Annotated in this window: 24 protein-coding genes and 1 tRNA gene; 13 read left to right on the forward strand and 12 right to left on the reverse strand. The window is 39.3% G+C overall.

The window, feature by feature from the left end; genetic code table 11:
- The 6 genes from ACEW8O_RS01990 to ACEW8O_RS02015 form a co-directional block, all read right to left on the reverse strand.
- Window positions 1–879, reverse strand: an 879-nt coding sequence (locus ACEW8O_RS01990; protein ID WP_373492948.1) for an NIPSNAP family protein, incomplete at its 3' end; no start/stop codon positions are given.
- 240 nt (window positions 880–1119) lie between these two features.
- Window positions 1120–2268: a serine hydrolase domain-containing protein gene (locus ACEW8O_RS01995; RefSeq protein WP_373492949.1), complete on the reverse strand. Its 1149-nt coding sequence runs from the start codon at window positions 2266–2268 to the stop codon at window positions 1120–1122.
- A gap of 5 nt (window positions 2269–2273) precedes the next feature.
- Window positions 2274–3299: an alpha/beta fold hydrolase gene (locus ACEW8O_RS02000; protein WP_373492950.1), complete on the reverse strand. Its 1026-nt coding sequence runs from the start codon at window positions 3297–3299 to the stop codon at window positions 2274–2276.
- Between the two features lie 16 nt (window positions 3300–3315).
- Complete coding sequence (locus tag ACEW8O_RS02005) at window positions 3316–4116, reverse strand: lysostaphin resistance A-like protein (RefSeq protein ID WP_373492951.1); 801 nt, start codon at window positions 4114–4116, stop codon at window positions 3316–3318.
- A gap of 5 nt (window positions 4117–4121) precedes the next feature.
- Complete coding sequence (locus tag ACEW8O_RS02010; RefSeq protein ID WP_373492952.1) at window positions 4122–4715, reverse strand: hypothetical protein; 594 nt, start codon at window positions 4713–4715, stop codon at window positions 4122–4124.
- A 4-nt stretch (window positions 4716–4719) separates the two neighbouring features.
- Entirely contained in the window at window positions 4720–5928 is a 1209-nt protein-coding gene (locus ACEW8O_RS02015) for a serine hydrolase domain-containing protein (RefSeq protein WP_373492953.1), read from the reverse strand.
- A 143-nt stretch (window positions 5929–6071) separates the two neighbouring features.
- Between ACEW8O_RS02015 and ACEW8O_RS02020 the strand changes: the two genes are divergently transcribed.
- From ACEW8O_RS02020 to ACEW8O_RS02040, 5 genes are all read left to right on the forward strand, one after another.
- Window positions 6072–6881, forward strand: coding sequence for a DUF6597 domain-containing transcriptional factor (locus ACEW8O_RS02020; RefSeq protein WP_373492954.1), 810 nt, complete (start codon window positions 6072–6074; stop codon window positions 6879–6881).
- A gap of 89 nt (window positions 6882–6970) precedes the next feature.
- A complete protein-coding gene (locus ACEW8O_RS02025; protein WP_373492955.1) occupies window positions 6971–8005 on the forward strand; it encodes an alpha/beta fold hydrolase in 1035 nt (344 codons plus the stop codon).
- 15 nt (window positions 8006–8020) lie between these two features.
- Entirely contained in the window at window positions 8021–8602 is a 582-nt protein-coding gene (locus tag ACEW8O_RS02030) for a hypothetical protein (protein WP_373492956.1), read from the forward strand.
- A 203-nt stretch (window positions 8603–8805) separates the two neighbouring features.
- A complete protein-coding gene (locus ACEW8O_RS02035; protein ID WP_373492957.1) occupies window positions 8806–9399 on the forward strand; it encodes a hypothetical protein in 594 nt (197 codons plus the stop codon).
- Window positions 9400–9610: 211 nt separating this feature from the next.
- Complete coding sequence (locus ACEW8O_RS02040; protein ID WP_373492958.1) at window positions 9611–10279, forward strand: YiiX/YebB-like N1pC/P60 family cysteine hydrolase; 669 nt, start codon at window positions 9611–9613, stop codon at window positions 10277–10279.
- On the opposite strand, the gene ACEW8O_RS02045 is transcribed toward ACEW8O_RS02040, so the two are convergent.
- The 4 genes from ACEW8O_RS02045 to ACEW8O_RS02060 all read right to left on the reverse strand — a co-directional run bounded on the left by ACEW8O_RS02045 (window position 10249) and on the right by ACEW8O_RS02060 (window position 15381).
- Window positions 10249–11382: an ATP-binding protein gene (locus tag ACEW8O_RS02045; RefSeq protein WP_373492959.1), complete on the reverse strand. Its 1134-nt coding sequence runs from the start codon at window positions 11380–11382 to the stop codon at window positions 10249–10251. The two genes, ACEW8O_RS02040 and ACEW8O_RS02045, sit on opposite strands and share 31 nt — an antisense overlap.
- Window positions 11383–11632: 250 nt before the next feature.
- Window positions 11633–12928 (reverse strand): putative oxidoreductase C-terminal domain-containing protein, encoded by a 1296-nt coding sequence (locus ACEW8O_RS02050; RefSeq protein ID WP_373492960.1) that lies wholly within the window; start codon window positions 12926–12928, stop codon window positions 11633–11635.
- Window positions 12929–13013: 85 nt separating this feature from the next.
- Window positions 13014–14384, reverse strand: a complete 1371-nt coding sequence (locus tag ACEW8O_RS02055; RefSeq protein WP_373492961.1) for a Gfo/Idh/MocA family protein — start codon at window positions 14382–14384, stop codon at window positions 13014–13016.
- A 25-nt stretch (window positions 14385–14409) separates the two neighbouring features.
- Window positions 14410–15381, reverse strand: coding sequence for a PmoA family protein (locus ACEW8O_RS02060; RefSeq protein ID WP_373492962.1), 972 nt, complete (start codon window positions 15379–15381; stop codon window positions 14410–14412).
- Between the two features lie 60 nt (window positions 15382–15441).
- On the opposite strand from ACEW8O_RS02060, the gene ACEW8O_RS02065 reads away from it, so the two are divergent.
- Window positions 15442–16392, forward strand: coding sequence for a ThuA domain-containing protein (locus tag ACEW8O_RS02065; protein WP_373492963.1), 951 nt, complete (start codon window positions 15442–15444; stop codon window positions 16390–16392).
- A 247-nt stretch (window positions 16393–16639) separates the two neighbouring features.
- Here the strand turns inward: ACEW8O_RS02065 and ACEW8O_RS02070 are convergent, their stop codons facing one another.
- Together ACEW8O_RS02070 and ACEW8O_RS02075 are read right to left on the reverse strand one after the other, a co-directional pair.
- Window positions 16640–18919, reverse strand: a complete 2280-nt coding sequence (locus ACEW8O_RS02070; RefSeq protein ID WP_373492964.1) for a molybdopterin cofactor-binding domain-containing protein — start codon at window positions 18917–18919, stop codon at window positions 16640–16642.
- Between the two features lie 30 nt (window positions 18920–18949).
- Window positions 18950–19405, reverse strand: coding sequence for a (2Fe-2S)-binding protein (locus tag ACEW8O_RS02075; protein WP_373492965.1), 456 nt, complete (start codon window positions 19403–19405; stop codon window positions 18950–18952).
- 247 nt (window positions 19406–19652) lie between these two features.
- Between ACEW8O_RS02075 and ACEW8O_RS02080 the strand changes: the two genes are divergently transcribed.
- From ACEW8O_RS02080 to ACEW8O_RS02110, 7 genes are all read left to right on the forward strand, one after another.
- Window positions 19653–20534 carry a hypothetical protein gene (locus ACEW8O_RS02080; protein ID WP_373492966.1) on the forward strand — a complete coding sequence of 294 codons (882 nt, stop codon included), beginning with the start codon at window positions 19653–19655 and terminating at the stop codon, window positions 20532–20534.
- A 223-nt stretch (window positions 20535–20757) separates the two neighbouring features.
- Window positions 20758–20831, forward strand: a tRNA-Asn gene (locus ACEW8O_RS02085).
- 125 nt (window positions 20832–20956) lie between these two features.
- Window positions 20957–21283 (forward strand): type II toxin-antitoxin system HigB family toxin, encoded by a 327-nt coding sequence (locus tag ACEW8O_RS02090; protein WP_373492967.1) that lies wholly within the window; start codon window positions 20957–20959, stop codon window positions 21281–21283.
- 1 nt (window position 21284) lies between these two features.
- Complete coding sequence (locus ACEW8O_RS02095) at window positions 21285–21641, forward strand: type II toxin-antitoxin system HigA family antitoxin (RefSeq protein ID WP_373492968.1); 357 nt, start codon at window positions 21285–21287, stop codon at window positions 21639–21641.
- Window positions 21642–21971: 330 nt separating this feature from the next.
- Window positions 21972–23111: an ATP-binding protein gene (locus ACEW8O_RS02100; RefSeq protein ID WP_373492969.1), complete on the forward strand. Its 1140-nt coding sequence runs from the start codon at window positions 21972–21974 to the stop codon at window positions 23109–23111.
- Between the two features lie 232 nt (window positions 23112–23343).
- Window positions 23344–23760, forward strand: a complete 417-nt coding sequence (locus ACEW8O_RS02105; RefSeq protein ID WP_373492970.1) for a helix-turn-helix domain-containing protein — start codon at window positions 23344–23346, stop codon at window positions 23758–23760.
- Window positions 23761–23956: 196 nt separating this feature from the next.
- Window positions 23957–24381: Abi family protein (locus tag ACEW8O_RS02110; RefSeq protein WP_373492971.1), on the forward strand; the 425-nt coding region annotated here is incomplete at its 3' end.

A 24381-nucleotide genomic window follows, 5' to 3' on the forward strand; every position in this document is an offset into this window, starting at 1 on the left:
GAATATATGGGTGTTATGCACTGCCGGAAGATTAATTTTACCAGGCTCTGTCCAGGTAGTACCTTCTCTATTTGTAAGCCAAATTTGGGTTATCCCATCTTTAGTTTGGTTTTCATTGGGTCGGTTGGAGCTAAAATAAACACTATTACCATCTAGAGAGAATGTAGGTTCAAAATCGCTATACAGCCCGCTAAAAGAGGCAACCTCAGGCCGAGTCCACAAGCTATTGATTTTTTTGCTGTGCAGTATTGTGGAAAAGCCCCATGGGTGAGAAACTACATAAAACAGTTCATCACCTGCCGGTGAAAGGATAAAATCTCTCTGATTATGACGGGTAGAAACCACATTTTCTGCAAAGAGAGCAGCAGTATCAGTCACTTCAAAATTGATTACAACCAGGCCGGCTTCGGAATAGTCTGTTGGTATAAGGGTTCTATCTTTAATACTGTTCACAAAAGTGCCGTGAATCCTGCTTGTTCTTAGTTTGATGTCAGCCCATTCCTGATCTGCCATAAATCCATCCCAGGCATTTTTCATAGTCTTTTGATCTTCCCATTCCAATAAATAGACAAACTCATGCTTATCTTCTGATTCCCTAATCCAAATATTTGCGATGTTGAAGCCATAGCTTTTCATAATTCTAATGGCATGAACTCTAAACCTATCGTGAAATGGGTCTGAATTTTCTTTGGGAACATCATAAATTCGCAGTTGGTATATTGGAGATTTTGAAATGTTTGAAAAGGTGGTATCGCGATTTGATAAATCTGTTTGACCAAAGATGGCGTTCATCACGGCAGAACCTAAAAACATTAACATAAATAATGCCGATCTTAAGGTTGAATTACCAATATTAAACTGTCTTGTTGCTGTAGTCATTTTGAACTAATTTAAAACTCACAATATTTTTTGTCGATGATAAATTTTTTTTTTTTACTGTCCAATCAATAGCAACTTTAGTGTTTTGACTTGTCCTGAAGTCTGCTAATTGGTTCATCAACAGGTAAAATTCACCATCGTTAATTCTAAGTCCACATGTTTGTAGGTTGCATCCCAAAATCCCATAAGCAGCATACCATTCTTTCAATTTATGTCGACTTTTCTTAGGTCTGCGTTCATTTAACGTTCGATTCTGGTTGAAATCTGAAGCAGGGTGGTAACAATCGGAGTAACATCAACTGCGTGAGCGTTGGTGAGTACAACTATTGTGACTCCTTGAGATTGATCATGAAATGCGGAAGCCGAATACCCAGCGGAATTCCCTTTATGTCCTAAAAGGAATCTGCCCTCATTTTTGATATGTAAAAGTCCTGCGCCATATTTGTAGCCATCTGGGCGGTCAACCCAATTGGTCATTCGATTCCACTCTGCTTCCTCAAGTACGGAGCCGGTCATTAACCCGTGAAGGAATTGTGCAGCATCAGATGCGGTAGACACCACTGCTCCTGCAGGACCAGCAGAAGTCCGGAATGCGGTCCAAGGCATCATCAGAGACACGGGCTTGAGGTCTCCAGAACCAAAGGGATCGATATACGCTACTGCAAGTTCCTTGCCGACTGGGTCATGGGCACCGTACCAAGTGTTATCGAGTTTCAGTGATTTTAGAACTTGAGTACTAAGAACGTCACTGAATGTCGAGTCAGTTACTGCCTCAATGATGGCCCCCAAAATATGGAATCCAGTGTTAGAATAATGCCAACCAGCACCTGGCTCGAAGTATGGGTCTTTCATTTTTGTTAGCAGGTCGTCAAGTGTCCAAATTTTAGTTGGGGTTCCCATTATAGCAGGAACAAAATCAGACTCCTGTAGGGGGTCATGTAGGCCATGCGTGTGATTTAAAAGCTGTGTTATGGTATTTGATTCGGAGCTAGGTAAATTCGGGAACCAAGTGTACAGCCGATCATCTAAGTTTAGACGGCCTTCTGCAACAAGTTTAAGAACGGTGGTGGCCGTGTATATCTTGGAAATACTTCCCAACTCAAATGCAGTATTGGTACTAACAGACGAACCTGGCCTTGCAAGTCCACTCACACCCTGCCACATAGAGCTGTCCTTGAATATGACACACGCAGCTGCTCCTGTTATTTCCATCGATGTTCTTGCAGAATCGAGGACAACTTGAAGTGACTTATCCAAATGGCTGCCTGATTGATTTTGTGCCGAAATTGTGGAGTATTTGAATAAAATGATTGAAATGGATAATAATAGATAATATGTTTTCAAATTCAATTCAATCGCATGCTTTTTGGCGTTTTCATGATTTTCCATAATTTTTATTTTATATTTTGAAAATTATTTATTTTGTAAAGCTCATTAAAAACAGCCTCCTTAAATTTCCCCGGCTGCTCAATTATCAAGCCGTGGGCACAATCTTCAAATTCTATGAATTTTTTATACGGTGCACTGATAAATTCATAATATTCTTTTGCGACTGATAGAGGGATTTGGTAATCTTTACTACCATGGATAAAAACGATCGGAACTTTGATAGAGGTAATTTCATCAAAAAGGTTAACAGTAGCTATTTCAGAATGCAAGTGGTGTAGTGAAAATTTTTCTCCTTTAGGATATTTCAACTTATCCCAAAAGCTATATAAAGGTGAACCAAGTACCGTTTTGATTAGCTTATTAAGTCCTTTTCGGTCTTTGTAAAAAGCCGCTCCGCCATAACAATTGACCCATTTTATTTTGGTAGATACTTGCTTTAGGGAGTACCTATTTTCTTCTGATGGCAGACCTATTTTCTTCAATTGCATGATTGCTTTTCGGTTTGGTTCAGCCATAGCTCGACCCATGAGCCACTCATAAGTTTGCTGTTCTTCCATAAGTGTATGCGATATTTGGGCGAGGGCAAAATAAGCATGGTAGTCTTGCGGATATTTTTTCACGGCTTTAATTCCAATCAAAGTACCCCATGAATGCCCCATAAGATAGATTTTATCGCGCTTGAACTTTTGTTTTAGAAAGCGGGTGACTTCATGGGTGTCTTCAATAAATTGGTCGATTGTCATGCTATGGCTCGGAATTTTCCGATAGTAGGATTTTCCGGCACCCCTTTGTTCCCAGCAAACAATGATAAAATCTTCCGCCAGGTTTTGATTGTACTTTTGCAGGAAAGGTGTTTCCGGAGTGCCGGGGCCTCCATGCAGAAATAATATAATTGGTTTATCACCATCTTCTCCCAAATAGTAAATCCATTGTTTAGTGTCATTAACAATGATGTATTCGGGCTTAATTGTGTTTGATTTATCCGAGCAGGATAATTGTAATGCTAGCTGTATAAAAACTAAGACCTTCATTTGAATAAGTTTAAAATTATATGTTACATCTATTAGGGCTTATGCATTCATGAAGACACACTAGTAATATTACCATTGGCACATATATGTACAAGCCCTTTACAACAAATTCACCAATTGAATGTGAACTCAGAATTTCTATTATGCCTAAACTTATATTAAAGGTCAGATGAAGTAGAATTATAAAAATAATAGAGCCTGCGGAATGATTATAAATCATTGACATCAAGATGCTTAAGAAAATTACATTAATTGAAAAAGCCCAGAAAGGTATTTTTGATTGAGGGGAATCTAAAAACCATAAAGGTGAGTGCCAAAGTGTCCAAATTATTCCTACAATTAAAGCACTTGCCATCCATCCATATTTCTCTTTAATTACGGGGTAGAGAAATGCCCTCCATCCTAGCTCTTCACCCAAAGGACCCATCATTAGGTTTATAAATATGAGAGGGAAAAGATAAGCTAACTTAAAATTTGACCATTCAATTTGGTTCCCATTCTTTATCTCAATTATCAGAAATACAGCCGTAACTGCCAAAGGAATAAACGCCAATAGCATCCACCATGAAAAATTCGGTAGAGAAAATGCTAATTGAATGCTAGAAATAAACTTTTTCTTAATTGCCCACATAACAATAGCTGAAATACTCGGACTCCAAATTGCAATGAGCCATATCGGTAAGCCTGTTGAAGATTCCGGAGTTTGAGATCCTGGTATCTTCAGCATCATAAGGAATGATATAGCTGAAATCAAAAATGTTAAAACCAAAAAACCGGATATTGATTTTTCAACTAAGTAGATTAGCATTTTTCTCATAATATTTACTTGTTTTTAATTCTATCTAAATCAAATGTGCATCCCATTTCTATTAAAAAACTATTGATAAAAGGCATACTGTCGTTATTGGGCAAGCGGTAAAAGATGTTTGGCTTTATGAAAACCCTTGCATTTAAATTGGTATGGATACTAAAATCATAACCACCCCCAATCACAAATCCTGCAAGGGCTGAATGAAACCATGGTCGTCCAATATTCACAATTTCTCCATTGTCATTTAGCCCATACTGTTCAAAGTCGTAAATGCTTCCCAAATAGCCCATGAAAAGTCCATACTCTAAATAAAAACCGGATTTAAACATTCGGATAAATGAGTTACCGACTCTTAGACCAAGGCTTGAATAAACATCTGCTTTCCTATTGGCAAGCATTGATAGGTAAGAATAATTTCTATGCTTTTCAGTCTGTAAGTGATTGATTTCCAAGCCCACTTGAAAGCCCAAATCATTAAGCCCCCAATAGCCTATAGATAAGCCATAGGGATTTTTTGTATTGCATTCAACAATGCTTTGTCCCAAATTATCATGTGGGGGAAAAGCAAAAATTATAAACAGTTGTATATTGTAAATGTGGTTCATATATTCAATTTTTAATGGCATAATCCAATAGTGCTTTTCCAATTATCGGGGAATGTGCCCAGCTTCGGTTGTTCAGCATCAGGTAGCCAATTTTATTTTCAATATCAACATATAATTCAGTAGAAACTCCTGCATCATCCCCTGTATGTCCCCAAAGCTTATAATCCCCTAATTCGCCTTTAAAAAAAAGCAATCCCTGATCACTTAAGTCCGGTCCAAAATTGTATATCGCTTGTGGTGGATTAGGTAATCGAAGGTCAGTACGATGCACTTCCATCATTAAATTCAGAGATGTTTGGTTGATTATAAATTCGCCATCTTGGGTCTCCCCACCATTAATGAGCATAAAGAGAAATTTAGCTAAATCATCGGCCGTGCTAATAAGGTGTCCTGAAGGATAATCGGGATAAGTCTTATGAGGGTATTTGGGTGTTTTTCTTGATGAACCTGCATATGGTATAGCAAGATTTTCCATAGACGTTTCATCATATCTCCATGTGGTATGATGCATCTCAAGTGGTATGAAAATATGAGCCTTGCAGTACTCATTAAAATCCATTCCAATTACTTCTTGGACAATAAGTGCTGCAAGTGATGTCCCTATATTTGAATATAGCCATTGTTCACCCGGCTTATGATTAGAATAATTGTGTATAGTAAAATACTTACCCTTAGTACTCAAATAGTTTTCCAGGAAAACATTCAATGGTAAAGGGAAATCCTGATTACTGTACACATTGAAGTTTTTAAATAGAAACCCGGCATCAATAATGGATGAGGAATGGGTGAGCAGCATTTTTAAGGTAATGGGCTCATTCGGAAATGATGGGTTATAAAGATAAAAGGGCAAATATTGATTCACATCTGACTGAAGTTCAACCAGCCCTGACTCTACCATTTGTATAATCGCAATAGAAACAATCAATTTTGATACGGAAGCAATTTGAATCCTGGTTTGAGAGGTAAAAGGTATTCCTGATTCAACATTGGCATATCCATATCCTTTTATAGATGCGAGCCCTTCTTCATTCACAGCAGCAACTGCCATTCCGGGGAGTTGCATCCTTTTGAATTCTGAAAGGATTACATTATCCAATTCGGATGATATAGATGTATCGATTCGTTCTAAATCATTGCTACATCCTAATAAGGCTATCATAACAGCAATGGAATAACTTTTAAAGCCCATGCAATATTTTCCTTTTCGAATCATCATTTGAAGACTTTTAGTGATACAAAATTCTCTCTGTTTTAATAAACCTCATTGTAAAAAACTGACATTTATATCCATTAGGCCTTAATTTCTATTTCAGTTTTTGTAAGTTTATATGATAAAGTAAGTCTGAAATGCAATTTTTGGAATCATATCCCAGCGGTCCCTTGGCCAACTATGTGAAGTCATTCTGGAGAATGTCTTGCAGCTTGCCCTGCAACCAAAAACTACTCACCAGAGACATTCCCAATGGTGATTTACATGTGCTTTTTAACCTCGGTACACCTTTTAAAAGTCAAAAGGAAGGCGTTCAGCATGAATTTACCGGTGGCATCATTAAGGGGCAGCAGACCAGCTTTTTACAAATGGTTCAATCGGATGGCTTTGATGGGTTTGGCATATCATTTTATCCCTGGGGACTCTCTCCTTTTATCAATTTGCCAACTAAGGAATTATACAACCTTACAGTAGATGTGAACGATGTATTTGACCCCACCTTGCCTGAAAGGCTGTATGGTTTGGCTTTCAAAGAACAACAGGCGCTGATCGAAAGCTTTTTAATAAAAAAGTTAAAGGATTATAGATCTAAGTCACCCTTGGTCGAATTTATCTCTGCCGATGTCATCCATAAAAAAGGGCAAGTGTCAATTTCATCATATAATGAAAAGCACAATATCAGTCAAAAGCATTTATCCAGGTGTTTTCATGAGTTGATAGGGCTGACCCCTAAAAAACTAGCAAAACTGTCACGGGTCAATGCAGTAATTGAAGATATCAATAAAAGTAATGATCCTGTTGATTGGATGGAATTGGTTTTGAAAAATCATTACCATGACCAGGCGCATATGATAAAGGAATTTAAACAGGTGGTTGGTTTGAGTCCTAATAAATTTATGAACACTGCTGATACACTCTACCACAGGTTTTCTGCACACCTTTTGACTTTGGGATGATAAACTCAATGCCATTCTAAATGTCAATTTTTTACAATTAATCTATTTTATACTCAATTACATTTGCCTTCACCAAAAATTGGAATTCGATGAGAGCAAAAGTAATTTATGTTTTAGCAGTATTCCTGATAGGAATTTATTCGTGTCAAAACTTAGCTATTCATCCGGATGAACAGCTTGATGAACATTTTTTTCTAAAAGTAGATAAGCAGAGTTTACCGATTAGGGTCTGCGGTAATTTAAGTGAAAACAAAATAATTGTCATACTTCATGGAGGCCCCTGTGCAAGCTCAATTATATACCGCAGGGATTATGTAAAAGAATTTACAGAAAAAAGGCTGGCCATTGCCTATTGGGGCCAACGCTATGCAGGCACATCACAGGGAAACGGGGGCAGTCATGACATTCGTGTATTTTCGGATGATTTAAAAAAAGTAATCCAAGTACTAAAAAGTAAATACGGACAAGAAGTACAAGTTTATTTGATGGCACATTCTTGGGGTGGCTTTGTTGCTCCTTTGTTTTTGACTGATGAAAGTAAGCAAGAGCTTGTTTCCGGCTGGATTCAAGCTGATGGCACCCATAATTACCAACTGAATGATTCGCTTACCCATCAAAAGCTACTTGAATTTGGCCACCGGGAAATCAGTTTGAATCGTAACAAGAAGAAGTGGCAAAAAATAGTGGATTTTTGTCAAAGTCATCATTTCAATGAAAGCTTTAAGGTCGCTCGCCAATTGGTCGCCTTTGCCCATGAGGCTGAAAGAATGCTCCCTGAGATTAATCAGCCCAACTTTCAGTTTTTCCTAACCTTTACGTCCAATAATGCATCTGCAAGTGCCCAATTGACCAACTTGATTATGTCAGAGAACATATTGCGCATTGACCAAAATGCCTATAAGATTCCTATCAGTGAAAATTTACATAAAATCGAAATCCCTTGCCTGATGCTTTGGGGAGAATATGATATTATTTGTCCTACAGGATTGATGGAGGATATCATTAGAAATATGGCGCATGCCGATATCAGTCATCGTGTGTTTGAGAACTCAGGACATAGCCCGATGTTTAGTGAGGCTGAAGCCTTTTGGAATGAAGTAGTCGATTGGGTAATTCGAAATTAGAAAAACAGTTGATATTTGAAAAAAATCGTCATCATATTGCTCAATTGCATTTTGTCATTTGGCTCAAACGCACAAACTACAGAGCCAAAGAATGAGCTACGCATAAAATCTTCTGTGATGGGCAGTGTTATATACCCAGGTTTCAGGCTTGGGACTGAAAAAGTATATCAATACAAATACCCGGAAATGACTAAAAAATGGGCCTATATGGAAAAATCCATCGGCTTAAACACGGGTATGTACCATCATAAAACTTTTCATACAAATTATTTCATCACTGCCGAATGGCAATCTCGAAAGTTTTACCCTAATGGCCTTTTTATTGATAGTTCCCTTGGATTTGGAGGTAGCAGGACGATATTGGATGGAAATGTTTACATAGTTTCAGATGATGGTCATGTATCACAAAAGGAATGTCAAACTTATAATTATGGCTTAATCACTCTCGGTGGAAGCATTGGTTATACGTTTTGCTATAATAATAAAATTCAAGCCATGACTTTTCTAAAGCCCAGCATTCTTTTTATGTTTCCTTATAACTCCTTAGCCTTTTTAAGGCCTGTGGTAGAATTAGGATTTGCTGTTGATCTCTTTTGAAAAAATATCGGATGCCAAAATATATTGACATTGAGGATCAATGAATGTTGTGAAGTATTTTATTTATTGAGGACTGCAAAGTAAGTGCCTTGGGGTCAATGATTGCTAAAAGCATCTGCTAGGGACTCATTAGGCTTCGGATTTTCAATCTTAATACTTTCTTAAATGCACTGGAATTTGGAGATTTAAATATATACTCTTCTATGAAACGAAAATTTAAACTTAGTAAAAAATATTTTACAGATGGTGCGCTGATTGTTTTCAGTGTTCTTTTTGCTCTTTTCATCAGCAAGGTGACAGAGAACATCAAAGTAGAAAACGAGAAAAAGGAAGCATTAGAAAAGATTCGGATGGAAATTCGGGGGAACTTGCAAGTTGTAGATGTATGGGTCAACAAGCATTCGGAGATTCTGGAAAGACTCACACAATTATCAGAAGGGAAAAAGGATAGTTTGAGGATTAAGCTTTTGGAGTTTAATTATCTTAATACCTATGTTTTATTTAATGGACAAAGTCTTTTACATGATATAATATCACAAAATGCATGGGAAACTTCTAAAGCTTCAGGTATAATCCGTGAGTTTGATTTTGACACAGCGCAGAAACTTACTAAAGTATATAGTTTGCAAGAAACGATCATGGATAAGACCATTACTAATTTGACTAATAGGTTGACAGCAACTGAAACCCATGATATGAAAAAGTTTGATTTAAATTTACTTGGTCTTCAATTTTTGATGATGGAATTAGTGGGGCAGGAATTGCTTCTTAGGGAGTTATATCAGGGAATTCTATAAAACAAATCCTGAAGATAATAGTAGAAAATAAAATTTAGACAGGTTAATATCTTCATTTGTTGTACATTCTGTCAGTGTTTTGTCAAAAAAAAGGCTTCCTGGTATTTTGAGAATTGACTTGTGGGTAGGGAAAAACCAAACCCGCCTTCGGACGGGTAGGTGTGACATTTTTGGGTTGGCTATTTCAGCATGGAACACAACCGTTTCATATATGAGCAATGCAAAAATTATAGTGGTATTCTGTTCAATGGTGGTTTTGTTTTCCTGCGTACAGAAAAAAGAATTCTTTCAGGAAGGGGACATCCTTTTTCAGGATGGGGATTGCGGGGATTTTTGTGATGCCATCAGAAAGGTCACCGAAGGATATGAGGGGATGGATTTCTCACATAATGGCCTATTGAGAAAAGAGAACGGAAGTTGGTATGTGCTGGAGGCTATAGGCAAAGGAGTCAGCAAAACTCCGATAGATGAGTTTCTATATCGGCATGTGGATGAACAGGGAAATCCAAAAGTAATGGTTGGAAGGTTGAAGCCGGAATTCAGGCCATTGATTCCCGCAGCTTTACAGGAAGCAGAAAAACACCTGGGCAAACCTTATGACCATGCTTTTGATTTTGACAACGATTCCTTTTATTGCTCAGAACTGATACACTTTGCTTTTAAAGCTGCCAATAATGGCAATGATATTTTTACACCAAAACCTATGAAATACAATGATCCTGAAACGGGTATGCTATTTTCGATTTGGGAAAAGTATTTTAGTGAGTTAGAGATTCCTGTCCCTGAAGGAGAATTGGGATTGAATCCTGGTGGGATGTCTTTGGATCCCGTGTTGGAGATGATTGAGATTCAATATTCTTCAGACAATATCGAAAGGTAGTTTTCAGGATTGACCAAAGTGAAAGTGGAATCCGGATAAGCATCCTGAAATCCCAATGGAAAATTGCTCCTTCTCTTTGGGTTCCACTTAGCTTCATAGGTATGAATAATACCACCCCGTTCTTCCAACCAATCCAATTCCTTACCTGTAGTAGTCCTCCAAAAAAACACGTTGGCATTAATTCCACTGTAATGTAAATGCTTCATCCTTTCGCTGATGATAAAATTCTCCCACAAAGCTCCCACATCACTTCTTAATGAAACTCCATTGAAATTATTGATCAATGCGTTGCGTACACCATTGTCCCAAAAATAGATTTTACGGCCTCTTTTGATCTCCCTCCTCAAATTCCTGCTAAAGGAATTCAATTTGAAAATCACATAACTTTTCTCCAAAAGGTCTATGTACTTTTCGGCAGTTTCTTTGTCTATCCCTATGGTATTTCCAAGTTCATTGAATGTCACTTCAGACCCAACCTGAAGGGCCAACGCCATCAGCAGTTTTTGAAGTATTACAGGTTTTCTTACTTGGTCTAATGTCAAAATATCCTTATAAAGATAACTGCTGGTAAGTTCCCTTAAAATTTCTTCTGCATCTGAGGGGTTGTTTATGACTTCGGGGTAAAAGCCATATACCAAACGATTTTCCAGTAACCGTTTTTCTTCCCGTAAAGATGTGTGATGGCTCAGTTCCTCGGTAGAAAGGGGAAATAACCTCAACTCCCTTTTTCTTCCCGTCAAAGGTTCATTGATTGTATTTGCCAATTCAAGTGAAGAAGAACCCGATGCGATTATCTGGACTTGGGGAAAATTATCTGCCAATAATTTCAAAGTCAGCCCAATGTTTTTAACCCGTTGGGCTTCATCTATCATTACTAAGGTATATGAACCTACAAGGCTTTTTAATGAACTTAATGTAGCATCTTCAAGGTCAATTCGGTCATCGGGATTATCACAGTTAAGCCATAATGCTTCTTTATTCAAAGAAGCTGCCAATTGCCGCATCAGTGTGGTTTTGCCAACCTGCCTTGGCCCTGAGATAAGCAGGATTTTACCTTGATACAGCTTTTTTGTGATTAATTTTTCTACCTCTCGGACAATCATATCATTTTACTTTTCACAAAAATATGATATTTCTCGATTACGATCGAGAAAATACATGTTTATTTTCGATTACAATCGAGATAATACATGTAATCTTTCGATTACGATCGAGATAACTCATGCAATTCTTCGATTACATTCGAGATAATACATAATATTTCTCGATTACGATCGAGATAATACATGTAATTTCTCGATTAGGGGCTTTTTAAGATTAAATTATAGATTTTAATGTAGCCAAGTTTAATGACTACTTCTTGGCCATTTCCAAGGCTTTTGTAGTTGTATAATACTTGACAATCATATTCGGAACTTCCCAATCGGGCATGCTTCCGCTCTCGAAGTATTCCAAAAATTGCTCTGTCACTTGGGCAAAGTGGGCTTCATGTCCGACATGGTAGCGATCTGGAATTTGGACTTTATATTCTCCTTCAGATAATTTTTCAAGTCCAAGTCCGGGATATTTTTCTTGAAGCCTAACCGTTAGAGCCTTCTTCAAAGCTTCATGCTGATCACCCAAAAGCTGCACATATAAAGTGGGAATATAATTTTCCTTCTCCCCTTGCCGGATAATCAGGTTTGCCTTTGTTCCGCGCATCATGCTGTAATGGGTATCCCCTGCACCCTCAGGAGCCTGAAAATTCCAGATGACGCTTACTTTTGCATGCTTCCCTTTTAAGGTATAATTCATTTCACCATTGCAATATACCTGCAGCACATTATCATTGATATCTTTATTAAGGAATTCCGGGAATCCGGTTTTACCGGTAACTGTTTTGAATTGCTCCAGTGACAAAGGGGTTACCCATCTTTTCGCAGCAATCATTTTGACATCAGTTGTATCAAGCACCATTTCAGGAAAGGCCTCCCATTGGATCAAATCAACCAAATGGGTAGTCACATCCACGATGCCTTCTCCCGCTACTTCCACATCAAAAAACCAGTTAGGTCTAACCAATGGTTGCCCTGATACATATTTGAAAAAATGATGGACACTTTCTTTGGTGATGGCAGGATTCTCAGGAGAACCATCTTCCAACTCACCAAAAACCTCAGGGATCATTGAAAGTTCTTTTTGCAATATGGAAGAGATTTCAAAACGCTCTGTCATGATATCGTATAGCAGCAAGTCCTTTTGTGAAGCTTCTTCAAATGTTTTCTGTAATTTCCTAAAACCTTCCTGATTGATCACCAAGGGTTTATCGGCATAGACATGGATACCATTGGAAATGGCAGCGCTGATATAATCAATTTTCCGGTCATTTTTTCCGGCCACCACCATTACATTTCCCGGTTTTCTGGAAATCATCTCTTCCAGAAAGTTGTCTCCTTTTACCAGTTCCAACTTCCAGGCAGTAGGGGATTCGTCCCGCATGTTATAGCCATTGATTCTTTTCAGATAATCCTCCAGTTCATCCCCTTCAGGAGCAAACACATAAACTGTTGAATCCACTTGGGGGTACATGGTTTTGTGGATCATTCCTGCATGAAAATGCCCAGGATCAAGGCTCATGACAGTGACTTTCTCTTCAGGACTTTCTGACATTTTGTTCTTATTTGGGCTGGTGCAAAACTGAAAAATCAATAAAATTCCCAACCCAATCAATAGGCTTTTTTGAAATTTTTTCTGTTCAAACTTTGACATAATCTGTACCGTATGGGGCTCTTTGAGATCTGCTGAGATGGGTATTGGCTTCGGGGTTATTTACAAATTCCTCTTTTACCGGATCCCATTCCAATTTCCTTCCCAATTTCATGGCAATATGACTGACCAAACAAACGGAGCAGTTTCGGTGTCCTATTTCCACAGGAGAGATGGGTTCTTTTCCGGATTGGATACAATCCAACCAATTGCCATGGTGTTCTTTGCTAACATAAAGATGGATTTCATTCTCACCTATTTTTGATTGGAGGATTTTTGGATCAGATGCGTCCAATGCTTTGGAATTGTTCCCCTGTGCCACGGGGTCACTTGAAGAGGCGACATAGTTTCCTCTTGATACCCAAATCCATCCGTCAGATCCTTCGTATCGGATTCCATTTGGATAGCCGCCACTGGTTAGCATGACAATGCCATTGTCATATTCTGCCTTTACCATAAAGTCCCCATGGACATTCCAAAGGCCGGATCTAGGGAATTCGGCAACTGCTTCGACATATCTTGGGCCTGTCAGGTCGGTATCCATTCCCCATGCGGCAGAATCAAAATGATGCTGTCCCCATCCTGTAATCATACCTGCTCCATAGTTTTCATGCCTCAACCAACCGGGGCGGCCATAATCATTTTGTGGATGTACTCCAATCTCTGTGTAAGGAACCTCGGGAGTCGACCCCAACCACATATCAAAATTAAGATTAGATGGAACGGGCATGGAAGGAGCTTCAGGGCCGGAAGGGTCACCGGGAAGTCCGATCCGAACTGTGTGTAACTTTCCAATCCTTCCATTTCTGACCAATTCAGCAGCTACCCTAAACTGCTCGCTGGATCGCTGTTGGGTTCCCAATTGTAGAATCACCCCCGCTTTGTTAACAGCTTCTACCAATTGCCGCCCTTCTTTGATGGTCAATGAAGTGGGCTTTTGGAGGTAAATGTGTTTACCGGCCAAAGCAGCCTCCATGGCAGGCTGAGAATGCCAATGGTCGGGCGTACTAATGATGACTGCATCAATATCTTTATCGGCAAGCATATCATGGTAATCTGCATATTGCTTGACATTCAGATAAGGCGTACCTATTTTTTTGGTATAATAATTCTCTACCAACTCCTTCCCTTCTTTCATCCGCTTGCTGTCCACATCGGAAACTGCCACAATGCGGGATACATCGTGTTGCCAAGTTCCGGGCAGGTCATGGTCTCTGGCAATACGGCCACAGCCGATCTGTCCGATATTGATTTTATTGCTGGGGGCATTTTTCCCAAAAACAGAAGCCGGAACAATTGTCGGGAAGCCTAGGATAGTTGTTGCCATGGTGGTGGTTTTTATAAAATTTCTTCTTTTCATAAGATTTTTCAGATTTGATAATGGGTTATTTTTTAGCAAATTCTTTCCAATATTTATCGGCTTCCTTTGCAGTCAATACTCCGTCGAATACGATCATTCGGTATTTAAGGGTATATTTTTTCTTGGGAAGAATCTCCCATGATTCGTGTCTGATGGGGCAGAATTCAATAAAGACATTTCCTTTTCCCTGGTTGGAATCTTCAGGCCAAACCCGCATAGGTTCGGGATGGGATCTGTTGTCAGGATGGCTGAGAAATAAAATCCCGCTTCTTCCTGATGCAGCTTCGCTCACCCCCTCGACTATCACCCATTTGGCAAAGCTTCCATCTGCTGCCTTTCTGTCCAACCCTTCTGAGGTAAGCACAGTACTGTTGGTTTGGTCCCAAATTTCAGTTGCCCTGAAGCCGATTCCGCCTCCATATCTGTAAGCATCCAACATGACACTTGAGGATAATGGCGTTGAAATGGTGGTGGTGTAATCTACCAGATAAAGTTTCTTTTTTTTATTCCAAAGTCTGATGCTCAGGTCTTCTTCCAAAGCGAGTTGTGGCCCCGATGGAGCCAGAAGATCCATGTGATTTTGTCTGACTACTATTTCAGCAAAATCCTTGTTGGTTTTCTTAGAGATAAGTTTTTCAAAGTCCACACGGCCTTTTCCATCCCCTAAATTCCAGAAATCCACTTCCCTTCCTTCAATGGTGGTTTTGGTCCAGGGTCCCCAAATCCCATAATGATGGTAATGATCCGGTGGTTGGATTCTTGTCAGCTCTTGCCCGGAAGGAGAATTTAGGGGATGGATAAAACCGGATTTGCTGAAATATGCTTTGACACCATCCGGGACTTTTGCCACAGCAGTCTGATAGGTTAGTAGAAGTTGGTTTCCGGATTTGAAATCAAAACCTGTAGATGTTTCTTCCATACTGATTTTCTGCGGGAAGGCCATTACCGGCAAAAATAGCAGAAACAAGCTTTGGAAGAAAAGTCTTTTTAATATCATCGGTTTTTAGGTTATTGTGTAAAAGGTTTGAACAATTTATAAAAATCCCAATAAACTCACATGAAAACCAGCGCTTTTATATCATTGGAAAAAAAGTTACTATTTCTTACAGTTCTTTTGTTCTATAGCTTCACACTCAAATCCCAAAGTCTTCCTGAAGTAAAACTGGACGATTCATGGATTGAAAAAATCCATGCATTAGCCCCTGAGAGTCCTTCTTTTCCCATCACCAAAAAGAAGAATATCTTGGTTTTTTCCCTTCATACCGGTTTTAACCATTGGGTGATTCCCCATACTGAAGAAATGCTGAAAATAATCTCTGATAAAAGCGGTGCCTTTCAGGTTACCGGAAGCAAGGACATCAGCATGTTTGAAGCTAAAAATCTCAAAAAATTTGATGCGGTAGTTTTGAATAACAACTGCTCCAAGCCTGACCATAGGAATCTTTTCTGGGATAAACTCCGCGCTGAGTCGGATGCCGACAGTGCCAAGTTAATGAAAAAGGCTTTAGATATGGAAAAGAACCTGATTGAATATGTGGAGAAAGGCGGAGGGTTGATGGTGGTCCATGGAGCTGTGACGACTCAAAACAAATCCAGGGCTTTTAGTCGTTTGGTAGGTGCAAGTTTTGACTACCATCCACCCCAACAACCCATTCAGGTCAGATTGGTTGATGCGGCCCATCCTCTAGTACAATCATTCCCCAAAGAAGGATTCAATCATGTGGATGAACCCTATTTTTACAGCAATGCCTATGCTGACCTGGATTTCAGACCATTGCTATATTTCAACAATGCCGAAATCACCAAACAAAGAGAAAAGGAAAAAAAATCAGAAGGGAAAACCTACGTGGCGTGGATCCGATCACAGGGAAAAGGAAAAGTCATGTATTGTTCTCCTTCCCACAACGCCCAGAGTTTTGAAAACCCCGACCTCTTGGCCTTTTATCTAAATGGGCTTCAATATGTTGTAGGGGATGTGGAATGTGATGATAGTCCGATAGCCCGCTAACCTTTGAGGTCTTTTTCAGACCTCGAAGGTTTTAATTCTAGAAAAAGTATCAAAGTTCTCATTGAAGTGTACTTTTACCCTCAAAACCTTCGATACGCCGCGGCGCATCAAAGGTCAGGACTTGCAACCTTTGAGGTCTTTTTCAGACCTCGAAGGTTTTAATTCTAGTAAAATTATCAAAGTTCTAAATGAAGCGTACTTCTACCTTCAAGACCTTCGATACGCCGCGGCGTATCAAAGGTCGGGTCTAACCCTTAAAAGGCAACTGATAAATCCGCTCACCTGTCAATTTATACATGGCGTTACACAAGGCTGGAATAAAGGGAGGGACGGGAGGTTCACCGACACCGGTTGGTTTTTCCATACTTTCTATTATATGAACATGGATTTTTTTAGGGGATTGGGGCATCCTGATGATCTGGTAGCTTTCAAAATTATTTTGTTGAACCTTACCGTTTTCTAGTGTAATTGCAGAAGTCATGGCCAAGCTTGTGGCAAATTGCGCCCCGCCCTCAAATTGGGATTTGATACGGTCTGTATTTACACCTATGCCACAATCCACAGCATAATGAACATTTGGGATAATGATCTGACCGTTGCTTCCTTTTGTAACTTCTACTATACAGGCCACATAGGTGAGGAAACTTTTCTGTACTGCAAATCCAACCGCCTTTCCATCTGAAACAAATTTTTTCCAATCGGCTTCCTGGGTAACTTTTTCAATCACTCCTTTCAGCCTTTGGGTATTCCAAGGAAATTTCTCCAAAGGCTCACCGTAATTTCCAAAATCGCCTTTGATTTCATCTGCAAACTCCAGGTTTTTGTTTTCTGCCAATATGCTCAAAATAAAGTCCACAGGATCCATACCTTTAGCTTCTGCTATTTCATCCAACATACAATTGGTGGCAAAAGCATGGTGGATATTACTGACCGACCTAAGCCAACCGATTCTGGTATGTGCTTTGGACTCATGTGTTTCGATACGGATATTAGGCACTTCAAAAGGAAAATCAATACAGCCCAAACCCAATTCCCCGTCAGAAGGATGAAGTTCTGTCCCACTTGCTGTGGCACCTATAGCAGGGAATACCGTATGGTGGTTCCAACCGGAGAAACCCCCATTTTTATCCAAGGTAGCTCTGATTCTCTGGGCGCTTTGGGCATGGTAAAAATCATGTTGCAGGTCATCATCTCTAGTCCATTGAACCCTAACCGGAGATTTGGCTGCTTTGGAAAGCAAGGCTGCCTCCACTACAAAATCAGGCTTGGATTTTCTTCCAAAACCTCCGCCCAATAAAGTTACATTCACTTTTACATTCTCTACATTCAATTCCAGGGCAGTTGCTACTGCCTGCCTTGCCCATTGTGGATGCTGGGTCGGGGCCCAGATTTCACATGTTCCATCTTCCCGGAAATCTGCAATTGCCGTTGGTGGTTCCAAAGTAGCATGTGCGTAAAAGGGAGCCAAATAAGTCCTTTCGATAACCTGACCTGCCCCTTTTCTCGCCGAATTGAAATCCCCTCTTTCTCTTCTGACCTGTCCATTTTCTGTAGTACTTTTCAGCATTTCATCCAATTGCTTTTTCGAACTGTACTGCTGATTTTCTCCCAAATCCCATTCGATCTCCAATGCATCTCTGCCTTTGATGGCAGACCAAGTATTATCGGCTATCACAGCAATACCTTCCAAAGGTTTGTCCAATCCGGGGGGAATTCCGGCTCCTTCAATTTTGTAGACCATATTCACTCCCGGAACCGCCAATGCTTTCTCATCATTGTAGGAGATGACTTTTGCCCCGACAACAGGACTTCTTCTTACTACGGCAACCTGCATATTGGGAAGGTCAACATCGGCACCGAAAATGGCTTTTCCTGTAGCGATGTCCTTGTTGTCATAAATGGCAATGTCCTTTCCGATGAGTTTGTAACTGGAAAATTCTTTTAAGGTAATGCTAGACTCATCTGGTATTTCTTTGTCTTTTAAACCCTCCACCAAATCCCCGAAATTGATTGTCTTTCCTCCGGAAGAAAGCACCTGCCCATTCTCGGCACGGCATTCTGAGGCATCTATTCCCCATTTATCTGCGGCTGCAGCAATAAGCATATGCCTTGCTGTGGCACCGGCTTTGCGCATGGGTTCGTAGAACATCCGGACAGAATAGGAACCATCGGTATTCTGGTCACCGTATTTTTCCTCATTTCCTTCGGCCTGCACTATTTTTACTTTACTCCAGTCCGCACCCAATTCATCTGCCAAAATCATTGGGAGGGAGGTGCGGATACCGGTGCCCATTTCAGACCTATGGGCGATGAGGGTTATCTGATTGTCAGAATCTATACTGATGTACACATTGGGGGCAAAAGTCACCGATTCCCCTTTGGGACCACTGCATTGGAAGTTGACTCCCAAGAGGAGCCCACCTGATGCCAGTGAACTGATTTTCAGGAATTCTCTCCTGGAAGGGATAAATACCTTGCTTTTATTTTCTGTTTCTTTGTTTTTGAGGAATGGGAATTTGGGCATCATGGCTATATGTTGTCTTGGTCAATTGAAAAATTAAGATTTGGAGGCGGTGATGATGGCATCTTTGATCCGGTTGTAGGTACCGCAACGACAAAGATTTCCGGCCATGGCATTTTCTATTTCTGCTTCAGAAGGAGTGGGGTTACTTTTGAGCAGTGCAGCAGCATTCATTATTTGACCGGTTTGACAATAACCGCATTGGGGAACAATATGCTCCACCCAAGCTTGCTGCAAAGGGTGGTCTCCATTTTGGGAAAGACCTTCAATGGTAGTAATGTTTTGATCGCCAATTGAGGAGATGGGTAGGGTGCAGGATCTTGTGGCTTCATCACCGACCAAAACCGTACAAGTGCCACATAATGACTGTCCGCAACCGTATTTTGTACCTTTCAAGGACAACAGGTCTCTCAGAACCCAAAGTAATGGCATGTCTTCAGCGGCGGTAATTTCTTGTTTTTTTCCGTTTACGGTTATTGTGTATTTTTCCATTTTCCAATTTAACCTTTTATTGAGTGATGTAATTATTTGTTACAGGGAGTAATTTGCCGATTTTTTAAATTTATAAAAAAATATGAAAATGGCATCGTAAAGAAACTTATTGAAATACAAAAGGTTGGTATTGACTATGGTTGGTTACAAATACTTTTTGAAAACATTGCAAAATGTCTTTAACCACATAAAGCAGAAGATCTAAATGGGGTTTAGTACAGAATGAAATTTTAAAAAGAGAACATGTATGATCAGGAAACTTTTTAAGTGGCAAATCAACATATTCGATATTTTGGATGAGCATTGGGAAAGTCCCCCTGTGTCCAAAGTGATCAGTAATATTGTTGTAGGTTTTTTTGTGGCCGGGCTTTTTGTAGGGCTATTGTCATATTTAAATATCCTAGATTTGGGGGAGAGTTTTACGGCATTTTTTGCTATTGAATTGGCTTTTAATGTACTGCTATTATTTGAGGTTTTGGGATTGATTTTCCTGATCCCAAAATCTGTTGCGGATTCTGTGGGTAAGCAGTTTGAGATTATTTCTCTTTTGTTGTTGAGAGATGCATTTAAGGAATTTGGTCATTATTTGGGTGAACTGACTTGGGATGTGGGGTTTTTATATGAGCTCCTACCTATTGTGTCCGATGCCTTTGGAGCGATTTTGATTTTTCTGATCACGGGTTTGTTTTATCGTGCACAGAGACATATCCGTATTACCAAAAGTTATGAAGAGCAAAAGGGTTTCGTTGCCATCAAAAAATTGATTTCCATTTACCTTACCGTTTCATTTATAGGCTTAGGTATTTTTGATATCATTTCTGCTTATCAGACCCATGAGTTTATTTACAGTATCAAACTGTTTTATACCTTACTGATATTCACAGATGTGTTCATTCTACTTTTCTCTTTGAGATATACCAGCAAATATTATAACCTTTTCCGTTATTCTTCATTTGCACTGGCAACCATATTTCTTAGACTTACATTGAGTGCCCCTCCTTACTATAATGTGTTATTGGCGGTGATTGCCGGATTGATGGTGCTGGGAGTGACATTTATATATAATAAGTTATTGTCCAAACTTCCGAAACCGTTGGAAGTCCCCCCTGATGTGCAAAAGGAATATTAAAAAAATAACTTCCTGATTTATAGGATTGATAATGATTGCAGTGGGTGGAATGTTATAATTTTTAGTGAATGCATTTGGAATAAATGGCACAACCTGCTAAGTTTGCGACACGTTAAACAAAAGGGGTTGGCAAATCAAATAACATTCCTCCTTATCTCAGTTGATTGAGTCCCGTAGATACGGGATTAATCATGGGGTCAAAAGAGACAAAGTAAAATAATATTCCTCCTTAGCTCAGTTGGTTAGAGCACATGACTGTTAATCATGGGGTCCTAGGTTCAAGCCCTAGAGGGGGAGCAAAAGCCTCAGAGAAATCTGGGTTTTTTTTCGTTTATATTAATTGACACCTCACCAAATCGGGAGATCTTTACATTTTTTAAGCGAAAAAATTCCAGCAAAATTGTTTTCTATTAGTGAACTTTATGTTATCTTTCGATGTGTTCAATATCATTATCCGCAAAACCCTATTGGAATACGCTGACAAGTATCCCCAAGCTGCATCCGCTCTTTTTGAGTGGTATCACGAAATCCAAAGATCTGATTTCAGGAGTTTTAATGAACTCAAAATGGTATATGGAAATGCAAGTTTGGTTGGGGATGACCGGGTTGTTTTCAATATCATGGGAAACCATTACCGATTGGCGGTCAGATTTATTTTTGATTTCAGAGTGGTACAAATCAAATGGTTTGGAACCCATAAAGAATATGATAAAATAGATGTTAACACAGTGGCCTATAAAAAGAGATAACATGGAACTTAACGTAATTAAATCCGAGCAACAATACGAACAATACCTCGATTGGGTAGATGAGATGTTTGACCAGGGAATAAAACCTGATTCCCCTCAAGGTAAAAAGGTAGAGGTCTGCTTGGTTCTGATAAAGGATTATGAGGACAAAAATTTCCCCATTCCCTTTCCGGACCCAATTGATGCCATTAAAGTGAAAATGGAGGAATTAGGCTTGAAAAACAAAGACCTCATCGGTAAAGTTGGGAGTAAAAGTTATGTGTCCATGATTCTGAACCGCAAAAAGCCGCTTACCCTGGATTTGGCCAGATTATTCCACAAAGAACTAAATATCCCTGCGGATATACTGCTTTCTTGAACTAAAGTTTTTTCGATTAATAAAGCACAACAAGTCAAAATCCCCTGTTTTTTGGGACTTTTATCAATGGGATTTCGGAGGCGGCTTAGGGTGGAGTGGTGTTGGGTCTGTCAGTGCTTTTAATAAACTGAATAAGGCCGTCAGATTTTTTTCACTTGTTTGCATTTGCGGTTAACTTAAAAGTGATTGCAGATTCCGTGTAGCGGAGCATCGTTTAAGCCTATGATTGGTTGGAAAAATGAATATCAACTTGTTTTCACTTTTATTTTTTCATGATAATTGTAAGTAATACTATTAATTATCATGATATTTGTAAGTAAATACTTAAATATGTTTCTGAGAAAGCAAGTTTTAGAAGGTTCCGGCAATGAAAGTCTTTTCCTATGGGGAGCTCGTCAAACAGGTAAAAGTACATTGTTAAAAAGCCTTTTTCCTGATGCCCTTTGGTTTGACCTATTATTATCTGATACATTTTTGAGGTATAAATCCGACCCTCAGCAGTTTCGACAAGCTGTTTTAGCAAGCAAGCAGGATGTTTCAGTAGTAGTTGATGAAATTCAGAAAATCCCTGAATTGTTGGATGAAATCCATTGGTTGATGGTGAATCATTCAGTTAAATTCATTTTAAGTGGGTCAAGTCCTAGAAAAATAATTAGGTCTGGGCATAACCTTTTAGGGGGAAGAGCCCTCAGGTATGAATTGTACCCACTCATTCAATCTGAAATTCCTGAATTTGACCTATTAAGAGCTTTAAATAACGGATTGTTACCAAGGTATTATCTGGCAGAAAATCCGAAGAAATTGATAGAAGCTTACATTGGGAATTATCTCAGAGATGAAATTGTGGCAGAAGCAAAGATTAGAAACATCAATGCTTTTTCACAATTTTTGGAGGCTGCAGCATTTTCAAATGGGGAAATGGTAAATTATTCCAATATTGCCTCTGAATGTGGTGTAAGCCATATCACTGTAAAGGAATACTTTCAAATCTTACAGGATACTTTAATCGGTCGCTTTGTTCTTTCATTCCAGAAAAAACCAAAACGAAGGGTTATTCTGGCTCCCAAGTTTTATTATTTTGATATTGGGATTGCCAATAAACTTTTAAAAAGAGGGAGAATTGAAGGCGGAAGCGAGTCTTTTGGTCATGCATTTGAGCATTTCATTTACCATGAACTTTATGCACACAGTAAATATTCTGAGAAAGACTATGCTATTTCATATTGGAGAACAACTTCGCAATTAGAAGTGGATTTTATATTAGGGGATCATGAAGTAGCCATTGAGGTCAAAGGAACATCCAATGTTCAGTTACGGCACCTAAAAGGATTAAAAAGCTTCGCAGAAGAATATAAGGTTAAAAGGCTGATCGTTGTGAGTGATGATCCTTTGGAGCGAAAAATCGGTGAAATTTCAGTTATTCCCTGGAAGCAATTTCTGGAACAGCTTTGGAACGATGAGATTTTATAAAAAAGAAGGGTAAATCCAAGAAAGATTTGAGAACAGAGCAATATCCCCATATCATATAGTTGGACATATTTCCTACATTGGTCTTTTCCTTCTACCATTCCAATCAGCCATCGGATATTGAAAGATTTTTTACCGACCTTTTACCCAAAACTTTGTTTCGTTTGTTTCGTTCAGTATCTTCACAGAACAAGACCAAATATTCGTTATCATGGCCACAACCATCAAAAAAACAATGGCAAAAGATCAGAAAGATGCCAGACAATCGGTGGAAGTTTTAAAAAGAATCACTGGGGGTACAAAGCAAGATGCCGTTGTTTTTCAGGTAGAAGGGACATCCATTTCAGTCCCAAGAAAGGCGATATTGATTCTGGAAAAAGTATTGGATGAAATGGCGGATGGAAGGAATGTTGAAATCGCTTCCTTTTCTAAGGAATTGACCACTCAGGAAGCAGCTGATTTTCTGAAAGTTTCTCGCCCACATTTGGTCAAACTTTTGGAAACTGGAAAGATTCCCTATAAAAAGGTTGGACCACGACGTAGGGTTCTTCTTGAAGATGTCAAAAAATATGACTCATTACTCCGGGAAACAAGGAATAGTGCATTGGATAAACTTGTTAGGGAAGCGCAGGAAATGGGCTTGGGTTATTAATCAGAAAGTTAAGTAAGATGAGAAATCCTGAACTGGTGATGAACTTCCGCTAAAGAAAATATAATTATTTGTTATACTTTTCGTAATTATTTACGTAAATTCGCACTAACAGTACACGCCACGCTACCCACTTGAACAGCGTCCCAGGGCGTGTCTTTTGCTTTTTAGGGGCTTTCACAGTATTTTGTGTGATAATATGTTTGAAAAGAAACCCACCACCATAGAAGAACAAATCGCTTTACTCAAAAGCCGAGGGCTTGAGATTTCTTCAGATTCGGAAGCCACCCACTTTCTAGCCCACATCAGCTACTACCGTCTTGGGGAATATTGGTACTCTATGCAGTCTGACAAAGAAAACCATGTATTTAAACCCAACAGCAATTTCGAAGATGTGATAGCACTTTACAGTTTTGATAGAGAGCTTAGACTTCTGATCTTCGACACGATCGAAAAAATAGAAATCAGCCTTAGGACTAAACTGACATACCACCTCTCTCACGAGTACGATCCTTGGTGGTTTCAGAATTTTGAACATTTTACAGATAGTCGTGCTTTGGTCAAAACTTTAGCAAGTATAGAGGAAGAACTAAGTAGGAGTAAGGATCCAGTTTTGAAAAACCA

It is taken from the genome of Aquiflexum sp., assembly GCF_041749095.1.
In the GTDB taxonomy this organism is placed as follows: domain Bacteria; phylum Bacteroidota; class Bacteroidia; order Cytophagales; family Cyclobacteriaceae; genus Aquiflexum.